This is a genomic window from Verrucosispora sp. TAA-831, from assembly GCF_050780145.1.
In the GTDB taxonomy this organism is placed as follows: Bacteria; Actinomycetota; Actinomycetes; order Mycobacteriales; family Micromonosporaceae; genus Micromonospora.
This window is the reverse complement of record NZ_CP192240.1, coordinates 2898755-2913628: the sequence shown is the minus strand read 5'-3', so window position 1 is coordinate 2913628 and position 14874 is coordinate 2898755. Positions and strand designations below refer to the sequence as shown.

Below are 14874 nucleotides of genomic sequence, written 5' to 3'. Positions count from 1 at the left end.
CGGGTTCGGCCGTCGGCGTCCGCCCGTTCGTGGCGTCCACCCGTAGGATCCGGCGGTGACCTCCGTACGCGACCGACTCTCCCGGACCCAACGGGACCTGCTGGACCGGTGGCTCCCCGACGCGACGGTGATCCGGAACCTGGGCTGGGACCTGCTGCCGACCACCGTGCTGGAGGTCGTCCACGACGGGGCACGGTATGTGGTCAAGGCCGGTGGCCCCGAGGACCAGCACATCGCCCGTGAGCTGCGCGCCCACCACCACTGGCTGACCCCGTGGACCAGCCGGGACCGCGCGCCGGTGCTGGTGCACGGCGACGAGTCGGCCAAGCTGCTCGTCACCCGCCACCTCCCCGGTGAGCTGGTGCTCGACACCGCGCACGTCGACGATCCGGACGCCTACCGGCAGGCGGGCGAACTGCTGGCCCTGCTGCACGCACAGACCACGGTCACCGACGACGACTACGAGGCTTGCGAGAACGCCCGGACGGCGGCCTGGCTCGCCGGTCCGCACCGGATCGCACCGGCCACGGTGGAGCGGTTGCGCGCCGAGATCGCCACCTGGCCGACGCCACCGGCCACGCTGGTGCCCACGCACGGTGACTGGCAGCCCCGCAACTGGCTGGTCCACCAGGGACGGGTCAGCATCATCGACTTCGGTCGGGCCGCGTTGCGACCGGCGTACACCGATCTCGGGCGGCTGGCCGTGCAGGACTTCCGCCGCGACCCGACGCTGGAGCGGGCGTTCCTCGACGGGTACGGCACCGATCCGCGCGAGCCGGGAAGCTGGCGTCGGACCCGGGTCCGCGACGCGATCGCCACGGCGGGGTGGGCGTACCGGGTGGGCGACGAACGCTTCGAGGAGCAGGGACACCGGATGATCCGGGACGTGCTCGCGGCGACCGGGTGACCCTCGGCATGCCGCGTGAACCCCGGCCGGGCCGCCACCGCCTCTGGTACGCGCGTCCCGCCACCGACTGGCAGTCCCAGGCGTTGCCGATCGGCAACGGTCGGCTCGGCGCGATGCTGTTCGGCGGGCCGGAGCGGGAACGGATCCAGTTCAACGAGCAGAGCCTGTGGGGTGGGGCGAACGACTACGACAACGCCCTCGCCGGTCGGCCCGACGACGTCTTCGACCTGAGCGACACCGGCTTCGGCTGTTACCGGCCCTTCGGTGACCTGCTGCTCACCTTCGCCCTCCCGAGCGGCCCGGTCGCCGCCGACGTGGCGGGCCGGGGCGGTGACCGGGTCACCGACTACCACCGGAGCCTCGACCTGGAGACCGCGATCCACACCACCGGTTTCGTCGTCGCCGGGCGGCGGGTCCGGCGGGAGGCGTTCGCCAGCCGCGCCGCCGACGTGCTGGTGCTGCGTTACCAGGCCACACACGCCGGACCGCTGGACTGCGACATCGCCCTGACCAGTGCGCAGGACGCGCCGGTGACGGTCGACGCCGGCACGCGTACCGCCGTCTTCCGGGGCCGGTTGGGCAACGGCCTACGGTACGCGGCCGGGTTGCGGCTGGCCGACACCGACGGCGTGGTCAGCGCCGTGGGCGCGCGGCTGCGGGTACGGGCGGCGACCCGGATGACGCTGCTGCTGGACGCCCGCACCGACTACCGGATGGACGCCTGCGCCGGGTGGCGCGGCGGCGCGCCGGAACCGGTCGTCGAGGCCGCGCTCGACGCGGCGACGGCCCGGCCCTACCCGGCGTTGCGCGAGACGCACCGGGCCGACAGCACCGCCGTGGCGCGACGCATCTCGGTGGCCTGGGGACACCCCGACGAGGACCTCCTCGCGCTGCCGACGGACGTCCGGTTGGCCCGCTACCGCGCGGGCGGCGTGGACACCGCGCTCGAACAGACCATGTTCGTCCTCGGCCGCTACCTGCTGCACAGTTCCTCCCGGCCGGACGGGCTGCCCGCCAACCTCCAGGGCCTCTGGAACGACAGCGACCGGCCGCCGTGGGCCTGCGACTACCACACGAACATCAACGTGCAGATGAACTACTGGGCGGCCGAGACGACCGACCTCGGCGACAGCCATCGTGCGCTGGTCGAGTTCGTCCGCCAGGTGGCGGTGCCGAGCCGGGTCGCGACCCGGCACGCCTTCGGTGCCGACACCCGGGGCTGGACGGCCCGGACCAGCCAGAGCATCTTCGGCGGCAACGCCTGGGAGTGGAACACGGTCGCCAGCGCCTGGTACGCGCAGCACCTCTACGAGCACTGGGCCTTCGCCCCGGATCACGGCTTCCTGCGGGACACCGCGTACCCGATGATCAGGGAGATCTGCGAGTTCTGGCAGGACCGGCTGATCGAGCGGGACGGCCGGCTCGTCGCGCCGGACGGCTGGTCACCGGAGCACGGCCCACGCGAGCACGGCGTGACGTACGACCAGCAGATCGTCGCCGACCTCTTCGGCAACTACCTGGACTGTGCCGAGGCACTCGACGTCGACGCCGAGTACCGGACCGTCGTCGCCGACCTGCGGGCCCGGCTCGCGCCGCACCGGATCGGACGGTGGGGCCAACTCCAGGAGTGGCTGACCGACCGGGACGACCCGGACGACGTGCACCGGCACATCTCGCACCTGTTCGCGGTCTTCCCCGGTCGCCAGATCACTCCCACGGCGACACCGGACCTCGCGGCGGCGGCCCTGGTCTCGCTCACCGCCCGCTGCGGCGAGCGCGACGGCGTACCGTTCGACGAGTCCACCGTGCGGGGCGACAGCCGCCGCTCGTGGACGTGGCCGTGGCGGGCCGCCGTCTTCGCCCGGCTCGGCGAGGCGCAGCGGGCCCACCACATGATCCGTGGCCTGCTGCGCCACAACACGCTGGACAACCTGCTCTGCGACCACCCACCGATGCAGCTCGACGGCAACTTCGGCGTCACCGCCGCCGTCGTGGAGATGCTCCTGCAGAGCCACCAGGGCGTCGTCCACCTGCTGCCGGCACTGCCCCGGGAGTGGGCCGACGGGGCGTTCCGGGGCCTGCGCGCCCGGGGCGGCTACCGGGTCGACTGCTCCTGGCGGGACGCTCGGGTGGTCGACTTCACGATCGTGGCCGACCGGGCACCGCACCGCGACCCGGTCCGGGTCCGGGTCGACGGCGCGGACGTGTGGGTCACGCCGACGGCTCCCGGGGCCGGTCCTCCGCCGGGATCAGCCCCTCGCTGACCAGCTCGGTCCAGAGCGCGTCGGGCACCGGTGCGGCGAACCGGGCGGCGTTGTCGGCGACCTGCGTGGCGGTGTGCATCCCGACGACCACCGATGCGACGGCCGGGTGGCGGGCCACGAAGGCCATCGCCACCTGCGGCAGGGTCGTGCCGTGGCGTCGGCACACCCGGGCGATGCGGACGGCCCGGTCACGCAGCGGCGGCGGTACCGGGCCGTAGTCGTAGCTGTCGCCCGGCTCGGCGGTGGCCAGCACGCCGCTGTTGAAGACGGCGGCGGCCAGCACGGACACGCCGCGTTCCCGGCACCGGGGCAGCAGCCGCTCGGCCGCCGTCTGGTCCAGCAGCGTGTAGCGACCGGCGAGCATGACGGTGTCCACGTCGGTCTCGGCGACGAACCGCTCCAGCATCCGGGTCTGGTTCATGCCGACCCCGATCGCGCCCACCACCCCCTGGTCACGCAGCTCGTGCAGCGCCGGGTACGCCTCTGCGACGGCCTGCCGCCAGTGCGCGTCGGGGTCGTGCAGCAGCACCACGTCGACCCGGTCCAGACCGAGCCGGTCCAGACTGGCCGCCAGCGACCGGAGCACCCCGTCGGCGCTGAAGTCCCAGCGTCGGGTGTGGTGCGCGGGCACGTCGAATCCAGCGTCGTCGCGCAGGTGCGTGGTGGTGGGCGAGGGCACCAGCAGCCGACCGACCTTGGTGGAGACGGTGAACTGGTCGCGGGGACGCCCGGCCAGCGCGGCGCCCAGCCGACGCTCGGACAGTCCGAGACCGTAGTGCGGCGCGGTGTCGTAGTACCGGACACCCAGCTCCCAGGCGGTGTCCACCGCGCGTCGTGCCGTCTCGTCGTCCACCGCTCGGTAGAGGTTGCCGATCCCGGCCGCACCGAATCCGAGGGCGCTCACCGGGACCGCCGTACGTCCCAGTCGGGTGTGTCGCATCGCCGCCTCCTCACGAGGGCGTCGCCGTCGGCGACAGGTGGTCAGTTCTCGACGGCGGCGCGCAGCCGTAGGGAGTGCGTCCCACCGTCCACGGCGAGCACGGTCCCGGTGGTCGCGCCGGCCGACGGACCGGCCAGGTACGCGACGGCGGCGGCGACCTCGTCGGCGGTGACCAGCCGTCCGCTGGGCTGCCGGGCGCGCAGGGCGACCAGCTCGGCGGCCGGGTCGTCGGCGGCGTCGACCAGTCGGCGTACCCACGGGGTGTCGACGGTGCCGGGGTTCACGCAGTTGACCCGGATGTTCTCGCCGACGTGGTCGGCCGCCATGGCGAGGGTCAGCGCCTGGACGGCACCCTTCGTCGCGCCGTAGAGGGCCCGGTCGGGCAGGCCGGTGCTCGCCGCGATCGAGCCGATGTTGACGATCGCGGCGTGGGCGGAGTACCGCAGGTGGGGCAGGGCCGCCCGGGTGACCCGGACGATCCCGACCACGTTGACGTCGTACACCCGGTGCCACTGGTCGTCCGGATTGGCCTCGACCGTGCCCCGTGCGCCGATCCCGGCGTTGTTGACCAGCACGTCGATCCCGCCGAGCCGACTCGCGGCCTCGGTCACCGCCTCGGTCACCGAGGCCGCGTCGGTGACGTCGCAGCGAATCCCGAGCAGCGGCGCCGGTACGCCGGAGGGGTCCAGGTCGAGGCAGGCCACCGACGCACCCCGCTGCGCCAGCAGCCGGGCCGTGGCCAGGCCGATGCCCGAGCCGCCGCCGGTGACCACCCCGGCCAGCCCGGCGAACTCGCCGGTCACGACGCCTGCCCGACCGTCTGGCGCTGGGTGCCGAGACCGTCGACCTCGACCTCGATCACGTCGCCGGGACGCAGGTACGGCTTCGGCTCGGGCATTCCGAGCGCCACCCCGGCCGGGGTGCCGGTGTTGATCACGTCGCCCGGTTCGAGCACCATGAACTGGCTGACGTACCGGACCACCTCGGCGACCCCGAAGACCATGTTCTTGGTGCTGCCGTCCTGGCGGCGTATCCCGTTGACGCTCAACCGCAGGCCGAGTTGCTGCGGGTCGGGCACCTCGTCGGCGGTGACCAGCCACGGCCCGAGCGGGTTGAACGTCTCGCAGGACTTGCCCTTGTCCCACTGGCCACCGCGTTCGAGCTGGAACTCCCGCTCGGAGACGTCGTTGGAGACGGTGTACCCGGCGACACAGGCCATCGCCTCGTCGTCGCTGTCCAGATATCGCGCGGTGCGGCCGATGACGACAGCGAGTTCGACCTCCCAGTCGGTCTTGACGCTGCCGCGTGGGATCAGCACCTCGTCGTCCGGGCCGATGACGGTGTTGGGCGCCTTCATGAACAGGATCGGCTCGGTCGGCAGTCGCGCGCCGGTCTCGGCCGCATGGTCGGAGTAGTTCAGCCCGACACACACGATCTTGCCGGGGCGGGCGATCGGCGCTCCGATCCGTGGCGCGGGGTCCGCGAGCGCCGGAAGCCGTCCCTCGGCGAGCGCGGCGCGGACCCGGGCCGGGCCGTCACCGGCGAGGAAGGCTCCGTCGATCTCGGTCACCAGGCCGGAGAGGTCCCGCAACCGGCCGTTCCTTTCACGGACTGCGGGACGTTCCTGACCGACCGCGCCCACTCGAAGTAGCTTCACGCCGCACCCTTCGGACAGAGATCGACCTAGACGCATCGTTATAGAGGAGTCACGACGGTGTCGGCAAGGGGTCGCCGGCCCCGGCGACGCGGGTCAGCCGGTGAAGCGCCGCGCCAGCAGCGCGGCCATCGCCGGATCCGGCTCGACACAGGTCAGCGGTACGCCGAGTCGACGCAGCAACGCACTGCCCTTGCCGGTGCCCGCGCCCGCCTCCACCACGTCGGTCGGTGTGCGGGTGGCGTACCCGGTGATCAGGTCCAGCAGCGCGGCCGGATAGTCCGCCCGGCTCCGCTCGTACGCCTCGGCGACCTCACCGAAAACGGTCCGCTGTTCCCGTGACGTCGTCATGACGCCACCCTAGGGAAGAAGTCCGGCGGCCGTGGGGACCCGACGGGGCGTCGGAGCGGGCTGTCCCAAGGTGCCGTGCAGGCGGGCGGCGTCTTGGCGGGGCGGCAGGCCGAACTGGCGGCGGTACTCGCGGCTGAACTGGGACGGGCTGTCGTAGCCGACCTGGCGGCCGACGCCGGTGACGTCGTCGGGGCGGGTGGCGAGCAGCAGCCGGGCCTCCTGCAACCGGATCTGCTTCTGGAACTGGATCGGACTCATCGCGGTGACCGCCTGGAAGTTGCGGTAGAAGGCGGAGACGCTCATGCCGGAGAGCCGGGCGAGATCCTCGACCCGGAACGCTCGGGCGTAGTGCTCCCGGATCCACCGGACCGCGCGGGCGACGTGACTGAGGCTGCTGTCGGCGAGACCGAGCTGCCGCACGGTGGTCCCGTGCGCGCCGGTCACCAGTCGCCAGAGGATCTCCTGTTTGACCAGTGGCGCCAGCACCGTCGCGTCGCGTGGCCGGTCGAGCAGGCGGACCAGTCGGAGCACCGCGTCGAGCAGCTCCGGCGGCGCGTCGCTGACGGCCAGGCCGGACGGCGTACCGGCACCGACCGGCGGCAGGTCGCCGGTCGCTGCCCGCAACAGCACCTCGGCGACGGCCGCCGGACGCAGGACCAGGCCGACGCCGAGCGCCGGATGGTCGGCGTCGACCCCGAGGAACTGTCCGGTGACCGGCAGGTCCACCGAGGCGACGAGGTACTGCCCGGCGCGGTACTCGTACACCCGGTCGCCGGTCGCGAGTCGTTTCGCGCCCTGGGCGATGAGCGCCAGCACCGTGCCGGACATCGACGGCGACGGCGGTGCCGACCGGTCGACCCGCGAGATCAACAGGTCGTCGATGGCGGTGTGCTGGTCCGGGCGGGCGTGACGGTCGAGCAGGTCACGTAACTCATCGAGGCTCACCCGACCATTGGAACAGAAGACCGATCCTCGCCACAACAAGAGGATCAGGCAAGAGCACCGGAGCATCGTTCTATCGTCCCCGCTGTTCACGATGCTTATATGGGTGAGTCGATATCTCATCGACATCAGCTCACCGGGAGGAATCACCGATATGACCATCGACCACGGCTTCCACGCCACCATGACCGCGCACCCCGGCAAGGGCGACGAGGTGGTGGCGCTCCTGCTCGACGCCCCCGCGCTGACGCACCCGGACTGCGTCGTCTTCCTGGTCGGGCGCTCGGCCGGCGACCCCGACGTCGTCCACCTCACCGAGGGCTGGACCAGCCGGGCGGCGCACGCCGAGTTCTTCACCACCGCCCCGGCGCGCGACCTCGTCACGCGACTCGAACCACTGCTCGCCGCCGAGGCGACCTACACCGACGAGGTGCCGGTCGGCGGTCGCGCCGCCCTCTGAACCGACACCCACCCCGCCGACCCGAGGACCCGCCATGACCCTGCCCCGCCCCGCCCTCGACCCCGAACTGCGGGCCCTGCTCGCCGACCTGCCACTGGTGGCCCGACTCGACCACGACGTGCTCGCACAGATCCGGCCCTACGCCACCACCCCCGTGGAAACCCTGCTCGACGGCGGGTCCGTGGACCGGCAGGAGATCACCGTCCCGGCCGCCGACGGCACCCCGATCCCGCTGTGCGTGCTGCGTCCCGCCGGAAGCACCGGCGGCGCACCGGCACCGTGCGTCTACTGGATCCACGGCGGCGGGATGGTCATGGGCGACCGCTACGCCCAACTCGACATCCCGCTCGAATGGCTGGACCGCTTCGGTGCCGTGGTCGTCTCGGTGGACTACCGGTTGGCGCCCGAGGTGACCGGCACGACCCTGGTCGAGGACTGCTACCAGGGTCTGCTCTGGACCGCCGCGCACGCCGCCGACCTGCACGTCGACCCGGCCCGCCTGGTCGTCGCCGGAGCCAGCGCCGGTGGTGGCCTGGCCGCCGGGGTGACCCTGATGGCCCGTGACCTCGGCACCCCGCCGATCGCCGCCCAGGTGCTCATCGGACCGATGCTGGACCACCGCAACGACACCGTCTCCAGTCGGCAGTACACCGGTGGGCCCGACGTCTGGACCGGTGAGTCGAACGATTTCTGCTGGCGTTGCGTCCTGGGCGAGGACGGCGACCGGCCGGTGTCCGCGTACGTGTCCCCGGCGCTCGCCGACGACCTGTCCGGACTGCCCACCACCTACGTCGACGCCGGCTCGGCGGAGGTCTTCCGGGACGAGAGCGTCGACTACGCCAGCCGGATCTGGGCCGCCGGTGGGCAGGCCGAACTGCACGTCTGGGCGGGCGGCTGCCACGGCTTCGACGCGCTCGCGCCGCAGGCCGCCGTCTCCACCACCGCCCGGCGTGCCCGCACCGACTGGCTCGCCCGGGTGCTGACCTCCGACCACGGCACCAACGAAGGGACCCACTGACCATGCGTATCGCCATCGTCACCGGCGGCAGTTCCGGCATCGGCCAGAGCGCCGCGCTCCAGATCGCCCGACGCGGCACCGGCGTCATCCTGACGTACCAGCACAACCCGACCGGGGCGCACGACACGGTGGCGCGCATCGAACGCGACGGTGGCCGCGCGGTAGCGCTGCCACTCGACCTCGGCGACTCGACGCGCTTCCCGGCCTTCCACGACGCGGTGCTCGCCGCACTGCGTGACACCTGGCAGCGGGATACCTTCGACTACCTGGTCAACAACGCGGGGGCGAGCCGGACGGCGCCGTTCGAGGAGACCACCGAGGAGTTGTTCGACGACCTCATGCGGGTGCTGCTGCGCGGGCCGTACTTCCTCACCCGGACGCTGCTGCCCCGGCTGGCCGACGGCGGCGCGATCGTCAACGTCGCCAGCAACGCCGTCGGCTCCGGCCTGGAACCCGGCTACTCCGCGTACGGCACGATGAAGGGCGGCCTGGTGGTGCTGACCCGCTATCTGGCCAAGGAGTTGAGCGGGCGCGGCGTACGGGTCAACTCGGTCTCCCCCGGCTCCACCCGGACCCGCATCGCCGACGACGCCTTCGCCCGGCACCCGGAGGTGATCCCGCACCTGGCGGCCCGGACCGCACTCGGCCGGGTCGGCGAACCGGACGACATCGGGGCGACCATCGCCGCGCTGCTGGACGACGCGGGTCGGTGGATCACGGCCCAGGACATCGAGGTGTCCGGCGGTTATCGGCTCTGACGCGGGCGGCGGGGCGGACGGCTCGACCGTCCGCCCCGCATCATGGTGGCCGGGACGCGGGTTGGCGACGACGCGGCGTAACGGGCATGATCGTGTTTCGCTGCGAGGAACCGTCCGGGTCGCGAGATCGGGATGGGAGGAGGGACGCCGTCGATGACGCCGGCACAACTACGCGCGTACGTCGCGGTGGTGCGGTTGGGCTCGGTGAAGCAGGCCGCCGCGCAGCTCGACGTCTCCGAGTCGGCCGTCTCGCTGCACATCGCCCAACTGCGCAAGGAGTTCGGCGACAAGTTGTTCTCCCGCACCGCGGTCGGGCTCGCCTTCACGCCCGGTGGGCTGCGGCTGGCCAGCCGCGCCTCCGAGCTGCTCGGCCTCCAGGACCGCACGGTGGTCGAGGTGACCGCCGCGGCGCGGGGACGCCGGATGCTGCGGGTCGCCGCGTGCAGCCTCTTCGCCGAGCTCGCCGCGCCCGGTCTGATCAAGCTGTTCACCAGGCGCGCCGCCGACCTCGACGTGGAACTGAGCGTCCGCGACCCGGGTTCCTTCGAGACGCTGCTGCTGACCCGCGCCGTGGACATCGCGGTCGGACCGCAGCCGCCGGTCGTCGACCCGGCCATCACCTGTCGGCCGGTGATGAACTACCGGCTCGTGACCGTCGTCGGACCGGATCATCCGCTGGCCGGCGTCCGGGCGTCCGCGGCCCAACTGCGCGAGCAGACCTGGCTGCTCGGCCCCTCGGCCACCACCCAGTCGGGTGCGGTGCAGGCGATGCTGCGCCGACTCGCCGTACCCGAGGAGCGGCAGCAGATCTTCCAGAGCCACGCCGCCGCGCTCGGTGAGGCGAAACGGGGCAAGGGCGTCGCGCCCGCGCTGGCGTTCACCGTCGCGCCCGAGGTCCGCAGCGGTGACCTGCTGCTGCTGGCCGGACCGCACACCCCCGTCGAGGACGGCTGGCACTCGCTGTTGTTGTCCAGCCCGGGTACGCCCTCGGCCGCAGCCGAGCTGTGCCGGTTCGCCTCCACCTCCCGCGCCATCCAGGCGATGATGCGCGGCGCGGGCGTCAGCGTGGGTCACTTCAAGCCGGCGGTCCACGTCACGCTCTGGAGCTGACCGGCAGCGTCCAGCAGGTCCTGGAACGTCCCGGCTGGCAACAGCCGGTCGCAGTAGGGCAGCGCGGCGGCCATGCCGGCCACCCGGGGGGCGAAGCCGGGAACCCCGGCACGTGGGTTCAGCCACACGATCCGGTGCGCCCGGCGGCGCAGCCGGGCCATGGCGGCGGCGAGGTCGTCGGGCGGGTCGCTGTCCCAACCGTCCGACCCGATCACCACCACCGCACCCCGGGCGAGGTCGCCGTGGTGGGAGGCGAGCAGCGTACGCACGTTGGTGGCGATCCGGGTCCCGCCGAACCGGTCGGTCACCGCCGCCCCGGCCCGGTCCACCGCCTCCACCGGCGAGGAGTGCCGCAGCACGGTGGTGAGGCGGGTCAACGTCGTCGCGAACGCGAACACCTCGGCGTCGGCGACCGTGGCGAACGCCCGCATCAGGTGCAGGTAGGCGGTCGCCTGGGCGCGCATCGACTCGCTGACGTCGCAGAGCAGCACCACCCGGCGCGGTCGGCGGACCTGTCGCTCGCGGACCACCTCCACCGGCTCCCAGCCGGTGTGGCGGGCCCGGGCCACGGTCGGCCGCAGCGCGATCCGTCGACCCGCCGGGCTGACCCGGTGCCGCCGGGTGCGCCGGGTGGGCCAACGGTGCACGGCGGCCCGCAGCACTTCGCCGAGCAGCGCCACCTGCCGGTCGTCCAGGTCCTCGAACGGTCGGTCGGCGAGCCCGGCGAGGGCGGCCGGACGCCGCTCCGGCAGGCGCAGCGCCGCGTCGGACTCGGCCGTCTCGGCCACCGCCGGAGGCAGCGTCGCCCAGGGCAGCCCGCCGCCCGACCCCGCGCTGTCGGTGTCGGCGGGCAGCGGCACGTGCACCTCGTCGCGGCGGCCCGGCCCGCTCGCGGCCCGGGTCAGCGGCAACGGTGGGGCGTCGGCGAAGACCGCCTCGAAGACGGCGTCGAAGGTGGCCAGGTCGGCGTGCCGGCGCACCAGGCTGATCCGGGCAGACCAGTACAGCGTCGAGCGGTCCGCCGGGGGTGCGGCGACGAGCGCGCGGACGAGGTCGTCGACCTGGGTGAGCCCGGCCGGGACCCCGGCGCGACGCAGCCGGTCGGCCAGTGCCACGGCGAACGCGGCCCGGTCGACGCCGCGCAGCACCCCGGAGGTCACCTGCGGGCGATCAACCAGGCGATCACCGCGCCGACCACGACGAGACCGACCACCAGCGGCACCACGCGCTTGGTGATCGACCCTCCGGCGATGCTGAGCAGGTCCAGCGCCTCGTCGTCGTCGTCGGCACGGGCCGGTGCGGCGGCGCCCCGGGTCACCGGGTCGGTGGGTACCGATGCCGGTTCGGCGATCACGGTCTGCCGCGTGGTCGTGGCGTCCCCGGTGCTCGTCGTCCCGGCGGCGGGGGCAGCGGTCGCGGCCTGCAGGGGATCTCCGCCACCGGCGGTCGCCTCGGTGGAGACGGTCGCTGCGGCAGGGGTGAGGTCCACCGAGTTCGGGTGCGCCCCGGCGGTGACGGTCTCCCCCGCTGCCGGCGCGGCGGTCGCCGCTGCGGCACCGGTCGGGGCGGGCGCGGGGCGCGACGTGGCCGAGGCGGGCGCGGCGTCGGCCGCGACCGGCACGGCATCCACGGTGGCCGGTGCGGCGGCGGACGGTGCCTCGGTGGCGGCGGGTACGGTGGCGGCCTCCTCGGCCGCCAGCTTGGCCTCCAGGTTGGTGACGAACTGGGCGAGCAGCTTGCCCGACACCTCCTTGATCATGCCGCTGCCGAACTGGGCCAGCTTGCCCGAGATCCGCAGGTCGGTGTCGACGCTCACCAGGGTCCGGTCGCCGTCGGGCCGCAGGGCGGCGGTGACCACGGCGGCGGCGTTCGCCGCCGAGCGGGCGTCGCGGCCCTTGGCGTCGATCACCGCGCGGTACGCGGCGTCGTCCTTCTCGACGAACTGCGCGGTGCCGGCGAACTCGGAGACGACCGGGCCCACCTTGACCTTCACCTTGCCCTTGTGGACGTCGCCCTCGACGCCGGTGAGGCGGGCACCCGGCATGCAGGGCGCGATCCCCTCCAGGTCGGTGAGGACCGCCCAGGCCCGATCGATCGGGATGTTGACCACGAAATCATTGTTGAGCTTCACGACTGACTCTCCTGTTAGGTGCCGAGCACTGACCGTCCTGGCGGGTGCCGAGCGCGGCGGCCACGGTGGCACGGTCGTCGGGGGTCTTGGCGATGGTGCCGATGGTCTGTCGGACGTCGTCACCGGCGAGGTCTGCGGCACCGAGCACGGACAGCGCGGCCACCCAGTCGATGGCCTCGGCCATCCCGGGCGCCTTGTCCAGTTCCAGCCCGCGTACGGCGCCGACGAACTCGGTGGCGGTACGGATCAGCGGCTCGGCGGCGGTCGGCACCGCGCGGCGGACGATCTCCGCCGCCCGGTGCGGCTCCGGGAACTCGATCCAGTGGTACAGGCAGCGACGGCGCAGCGCGTCGTGCAGTTCGCGGCTCCGGTTGGAGGTGAGCACCACGATCGGCGGGGTGTGCGCGGTGAACGTGCCGAGTTCCGGGATGGTGACGCCGGCCTCGCCGAGGAACTCGAACAGCAACGCCTCGAACTCGTCGTCGGCCCGGTCGATCTCGTCGATCAGCAGCACCGGCGGCACCGGCCCCGGGTGGCGTACCGCCCGCAGGATCGGCCGTTCCTGGAGGAACTCGGCGCTGAACAGGTCCCCGTCGGCGAGCCGGGAACCCTGCGCCTCGGCGAGCCGGATGGCGAGCAGTTGGCGCTGGTAGTTCCATTCGTAGAGCGCCTCACCGGCGGTCAGGCCCTCGTAGCACTGCAACCGGATGAACGTGGTGTCCAGGGCGCGCGCCAGCGCCTTGGCGGCGGCGGTCTTGCCGACGCCGGGCTCCCCCTCCAGCAGCAGCGGCTTGCCGAGGCGTACCGCCAGGAACAGCGCCATCGCCAGGCCGTCGTCGGTCAGGTAGTCGACGGCGTCGAGGCGACGGGCGACGTCGGACGCGTCCTTCATCGGACCTCACCCGTCAGCAGCCGCTCGTAGTCGGCGCGGGTGTCCACGTCGATCGGCACCGGACCGCCCACCGGCAGCTCGGTCACCGGGTGGCGGCCGGAGTGCAGCAGCTTCCACACCGCCTTGTCGCCGCGCAGGTCGGCCAGGTCGGGGAAGACCGCACGGCCGAACCGGAACGGATGCCCCAGCCCGTCGGCGTACCGGCACACCCCGAGCGGCGTCGGCGTGGCGGCGAGCCGCCGCACGTCGTCGGCGCGTACGCCGGGCTGGTCGCCGAGGAGCAGCACGAGCGCGTCGGCGTGCGGGTCGACCGCCCGCACGGCGGTGCTGATCGACGAGCCGCAGCCGGTGCTGAAGGCCGCGTTCTCCACCACCTCGCACCCGGTCAGGTCGACCCGGTCCCGGACCCGGTCCGCCGCCCCGCCGAGGGTCACCAGGAGTTGCCCGAAGCCGCACGAGCGGGCCAGGTCCAGGGTGGCGTCGAGCAGGGTCCGCCCCCGGTACGGCAGCAGTTGCTTGGCCTCGCCGAGACGCACCGACGCGCCTGCCGCGAGGACCAGACCGGTCACGTTCACGGCTACCCGCCCGTGAACCGGGCGAGGCATCCGGGGCAGCAGAACCAGTGGTCCGCGCCGTCCACCCGGGCGTGCGGGGTGTCCGGACCGACGGTCACCGTCATCCCGCACACCGGGTCCACCGCCTGCTGCGGACGGACCACGGGCGCGCCCGCCGGGGGCCGCAGGTCGTCGCGCCGGACCGCGCGTACCACGTCGGCCATGATCGCCAGGGCGATCTCCGGCGAGGTACGCGCACCGATGTCCAACCCGGCCGGCGCGTGTACCCGGGCCCGTTCGTCGTCGGTCAGGGTCAGCTCGTCCAGCAGCGCGGCGGCCCGCTTACGGCTGGCGACCAGCGCGACGTGCGCCACGCCCGCGTCCAGCGCGGCCCGGATCGCCTCCGGATCGCCCTTGCCGAGACCGGCCACCACCACGGCGGTGGCACCGGAGTAGTCACCGGCCTCGGCGACCTCGAAGTCGAGGAACCGCGCCAGCGTGGCCACGGCCGCGCTGACCGGGGTGTCGCCGGCCACCCCCAGCACCGCCGCGGGCAGCATCGGCCGGAGGAAGATCTCGACCGCGCCGCCGGAGTGGCACGGGTTCACCACCACCCGCGCACCCGGGGTGTCGGGGAAGGTGTCCGTGCCGTCCGGCAGCACCCGCAGCAGCAGGGTGTTGCCGTCGCGCAGGGTGTCGAGCGCGGCGGCGCGCACCGAACTCTCGGCACACGCCCCGCCCACGAAGCCCTCGATCGAACCGTCCGGCAGGATCACCGCGTCGTCACCCGCCCGCGCCGACGTCGGTTCCTGCGCGCGGACCACGGTGGCGTGCACGAACGGCTCCCGGGCGGCGCTCAGCGCACGGGCGCGTTCCGCGATCGTCGTCGACAC

General features: G+C 73.4%; 16 protein-coding genes. 6 read left to right on the top strand and 10 right to left on the bottom strand.

The features are described from left to right. Positions 1 to 55 precede the first annotated feature (55 nt). The gene (locus ACQVFL_RS13190) at positions 56 to 907 is read left to right on the top strand and encodes a phosphotransferase family protein (protein WP_431729478.1); all 852 of its coding nucleotides are present in this window, start codon (positions 56 to 58) and stop codon (positions 905 to 907) included. Between the two features lie 8 nt (positions 908 to 915). Next, positions 916 to 3171: a glycosyl hydrolase family 95 catalytic domain-containing protein gene (locus ACQVFL_RS13185; protein WP_431729477.1), complete on the top strand. Its 2256-nt coding sequence runs from the start codon at positions 916 to 918 to the stop codon at positions 3169 to 3171. Here the strand turns inward: ACQVFL_RS13185 and ACQVFL_RS13180 are convergent. From ACQVFL_RS13180 to ACQVFL_RS13160, 5 genes are all read right to left on the bottom strand, one after another. Beyond that, positions 3119 to 4111 (bottom strand): aldo/keto reductase, encoded by a 993-nt coding sequence (locus ACQVFL_RS13180; RefSeq protein WP_396693834.1) that lies wholly within the window; start codon positions 4109 to 4111, stop codon positions 3119 to 3121. The two genes, ACQVFL_RS13185 and ACQVFL_RS13180, sit on opposite strands and share 53 nt — an antisense overlap. 41 nt (positions 4112 to 4152) lie before the next feature. Next, positions 4153 to 4914 (bottom strand): SDR family NAD(P)-dependent oxidoreductase, encoded by a 762-nt coding sequence (locus ACQVFL_RS13175; RefSeq protein ID WP_431729476.1) that lies wholly within the window; start codon positions 4912 to 4914, stop codon positions 4153 to 4155. After that, on the bottom strand, positions 4911 to 5768 hold the full coding sequence (locus ACQVFL_RS13170; RefSeq protein WP_396693838.1) for a fumarylacetoacetate hydrolase family protein: 858 nt from the start codon (positions 5766 to 5768) through the stop codon (positions 4911 to 4913). The genes ACQVFL_RS13175 and ACQVFL_RS13170 overlap by 4 nt, the downstream gene beginning before the upstream one ends. A gap of 93 nt (positions 5769 to 5861) precedes the next feature. Further along, on the bottom strand, positions 5862 to 6116 hold the full coding sequence (locus ACQVFL_RS13165) for a hypothetical protein (RefSeq protein ID WP_396693839.1): 255 nt from the start codon (positions 6114 to 6116) through the stop codon (positions 5862 to 5864). A 9-nt stretch (positions 6117 to 6125) separates the two neighbouring features. Next, on the bottom strand, positions 6126 to 7061 hold the full coding sequence (locus ACQVFL_RS13160) for an AraC family transcriptional regulator (RefSeq protein WP_431729475.1): 936 nt from the start codon (positions 7059 to 7061) through the stop codon (positions 6126 to 6128). Positions 7062 to 7212: 151 nt separating this feature from the next. Here ACQVFL_RS13160 and ACQVFL_RS13155 point away from each other — a divergent pair, with 151 nt between their 5' ends. From ACQVFL_RS13155 to ACQVFL_RS13140, 4 genes are all read left to right on the top strand, one after another. After that, positions 7213 to 7518, top strand: a complete 306-nt coding sequence (locus tag ACQVFL_RS13155; protein WP_396693843.1) for a putative quinol monooxygenase — start codon at positions 7213 to 7215, stop codon at positions 7516 to 7518. 34 nt (positions 7519 to 7552) lie between these two features. Then, positions 7553 to 8536, top strand: a complete 984-nt coding sequence (locus tag ACQVFL_RS13150; RefSeq protein ID WP_396693845.1) for an alpha/beta hydrolase — start codon at positions 7553 to 7555, stop codon at positions 8534 to 8536. A 2-nt stretch (positions 8537 to 8538) separates the two neighbouring features. Beyond that, positions 8539 to 9294: an SDR family NAD(P)-dependent oxidoreductase gene (locus ACQVFL_RS13145; RefSeq protein ID WP_396693847.1), complete on the top strand. Its 756-nt coding sequence runs from the start codon at positions 8539 to 8541 to the stop codon at positions 9292 to 9294. Between the two features lie 153 nt (positions 9295 to 9447). Further along, positions 9448 to 10404, top strand: a complete 957-nt coding sequence (locus ACQVFL_RS13140) for a LysR family transcriptional regulator (protein ID WP_396693849.1) — start codon at positions 9448 to 9450, stop codon at positions 10402 to 10404. Here ACQVFL_RS13140 and ACQVFL_RS13135 read toward each other — a convergent pair. The 5 genes from ACQVFL_RS13135 to ACQVFL_RS13115 are packed head-to-tail and all read right to left on the bottom strand — an operon-like array spanning position 10365 to position 14874. Beyond that, complete coding sequence (locus tag ACQVFL_RS13135) at positions 10365 to 11564, bottom strand: vWA domain-containing protein (RefSeq protein ID WP_431729474.1); 1200 nt, start codon at positions 11562 to 11564, stop codon at positions 10365 to 10367. The genes ACQVFL_RS13140 and ACQVFL_RS13135 overlap by 40 nt on opposite strands. Beyond that, complete coding sequence (locus ACQVFL_RS13130; RefSeq protein ID WP_431729473.1) at positions 11561 to 12535, bottom strand: SRPBCC family protein; 975 nt, start codon at positions 12533 to 12535, stop codon at positions 11561 to 11563. Before ACQVFL_RS13130 ends, ACQVFL_RS13135 begins: the two co-directional genes overlap by 4 nt. Next, positions 12519 to 13427, bottom strand: coding sequence for an AAA family ATPase (locus tag ACQVFL_RS13125; protein WP_396693854.1), 909 nt, complete (start codon positions 13425 to 13427; stop codon positions 12519 to 12521). Before ACQVFL_RS13125 ends, ACQVFL_RS13130 begins: the two co-directional genes overlap by 17 nt. Next, a complete protein-coding gene (locus ACQVFL_RS13120) occupies positions 13424 to 14002 on the bottom strand; it encodes a nucleotidyltransferase family protein (protein ID WP_431729472.1) in 579 nt (192 codons plus the stop codon). Before ACQVFL_RS13120 ends, ACQVFL_RS13125 begins: the two co-directional genes overlap by 4 nt. A 2-nt stretch (positions 14003 to 14004) precedes the next feature. Further along, on the bottom strand, positions 14005 to 14874 hold the full coding sequence (locus ACQVFL_RS13115; RefSeq protein ID WP_431729471.1) for an XdhC family protein: 870 nt from the start codon (positions 14872 to 14874) through the stop codon (positions 14005 to 14007).

Excerpts from the sequence above, each read along its gene's own strand:
- ACQVFL_RS13180 (WP_396693834.1), bottom strand. The coding sequence starts at position 4,111 with ATGCGACACACCCGACTGGGACGTACGGCGGTCCCGGTGAGCGCCCTC.
- ACQVFL_RS13165 (WP_396693839.1), bottom strand. The coding sequence starts at position 6,116 with ATGACGACGTCACGGGAACAGCGGACCGTTTTCGGTGAGGTCGCCGAG.
- ACQVFL_RS13145 (WP_396693847.1), top strand. The coding sequence starts at position 8,539 with ATGCGTATCGCCATCGTCACCGGCGGCAGTTCCGGCATCGGCCAGAGC.
- ACQVFL_RS13185 (WP_431729477.1), top strand. The coding sequence starts at position 916 with ATGCCGCGTGAACCCCGGCCGGGCCGCCACCGCCTCTGGTACGCGCGT.
- ACQVFL_RS13150 (WP_396693845.1), top strand. The coding sequence starts at position 7,553 with ATGACCCTGCCCCGCCCCGCCCTCGACCCCGAACTGCGGGCCCTGCTC.
- ACQVFL_RS13155 (WP_396693843.1), top strand. The coding sequence starts at position 7,213 with ATGACCATCGACCACGGCTTCCACGCCACCATGACCGCGCACCCCGGC.
- ACQVFL_RS13125 (WP_396693854.1), bottom strand. The coding sequence starts at position 13,427 with ATGAAGGACGCGTCCGACGTCGCCCGTCGCCTCGACGCCGTCGACTAC.
- ACQVFL_RS13140 (WP_396693849.1), top strand. The coding sequence starts at position 9,448 with ATGACGCCGGCACAACTACGCGCGTACGTCGCGGTGGTGCGGTTGGGC.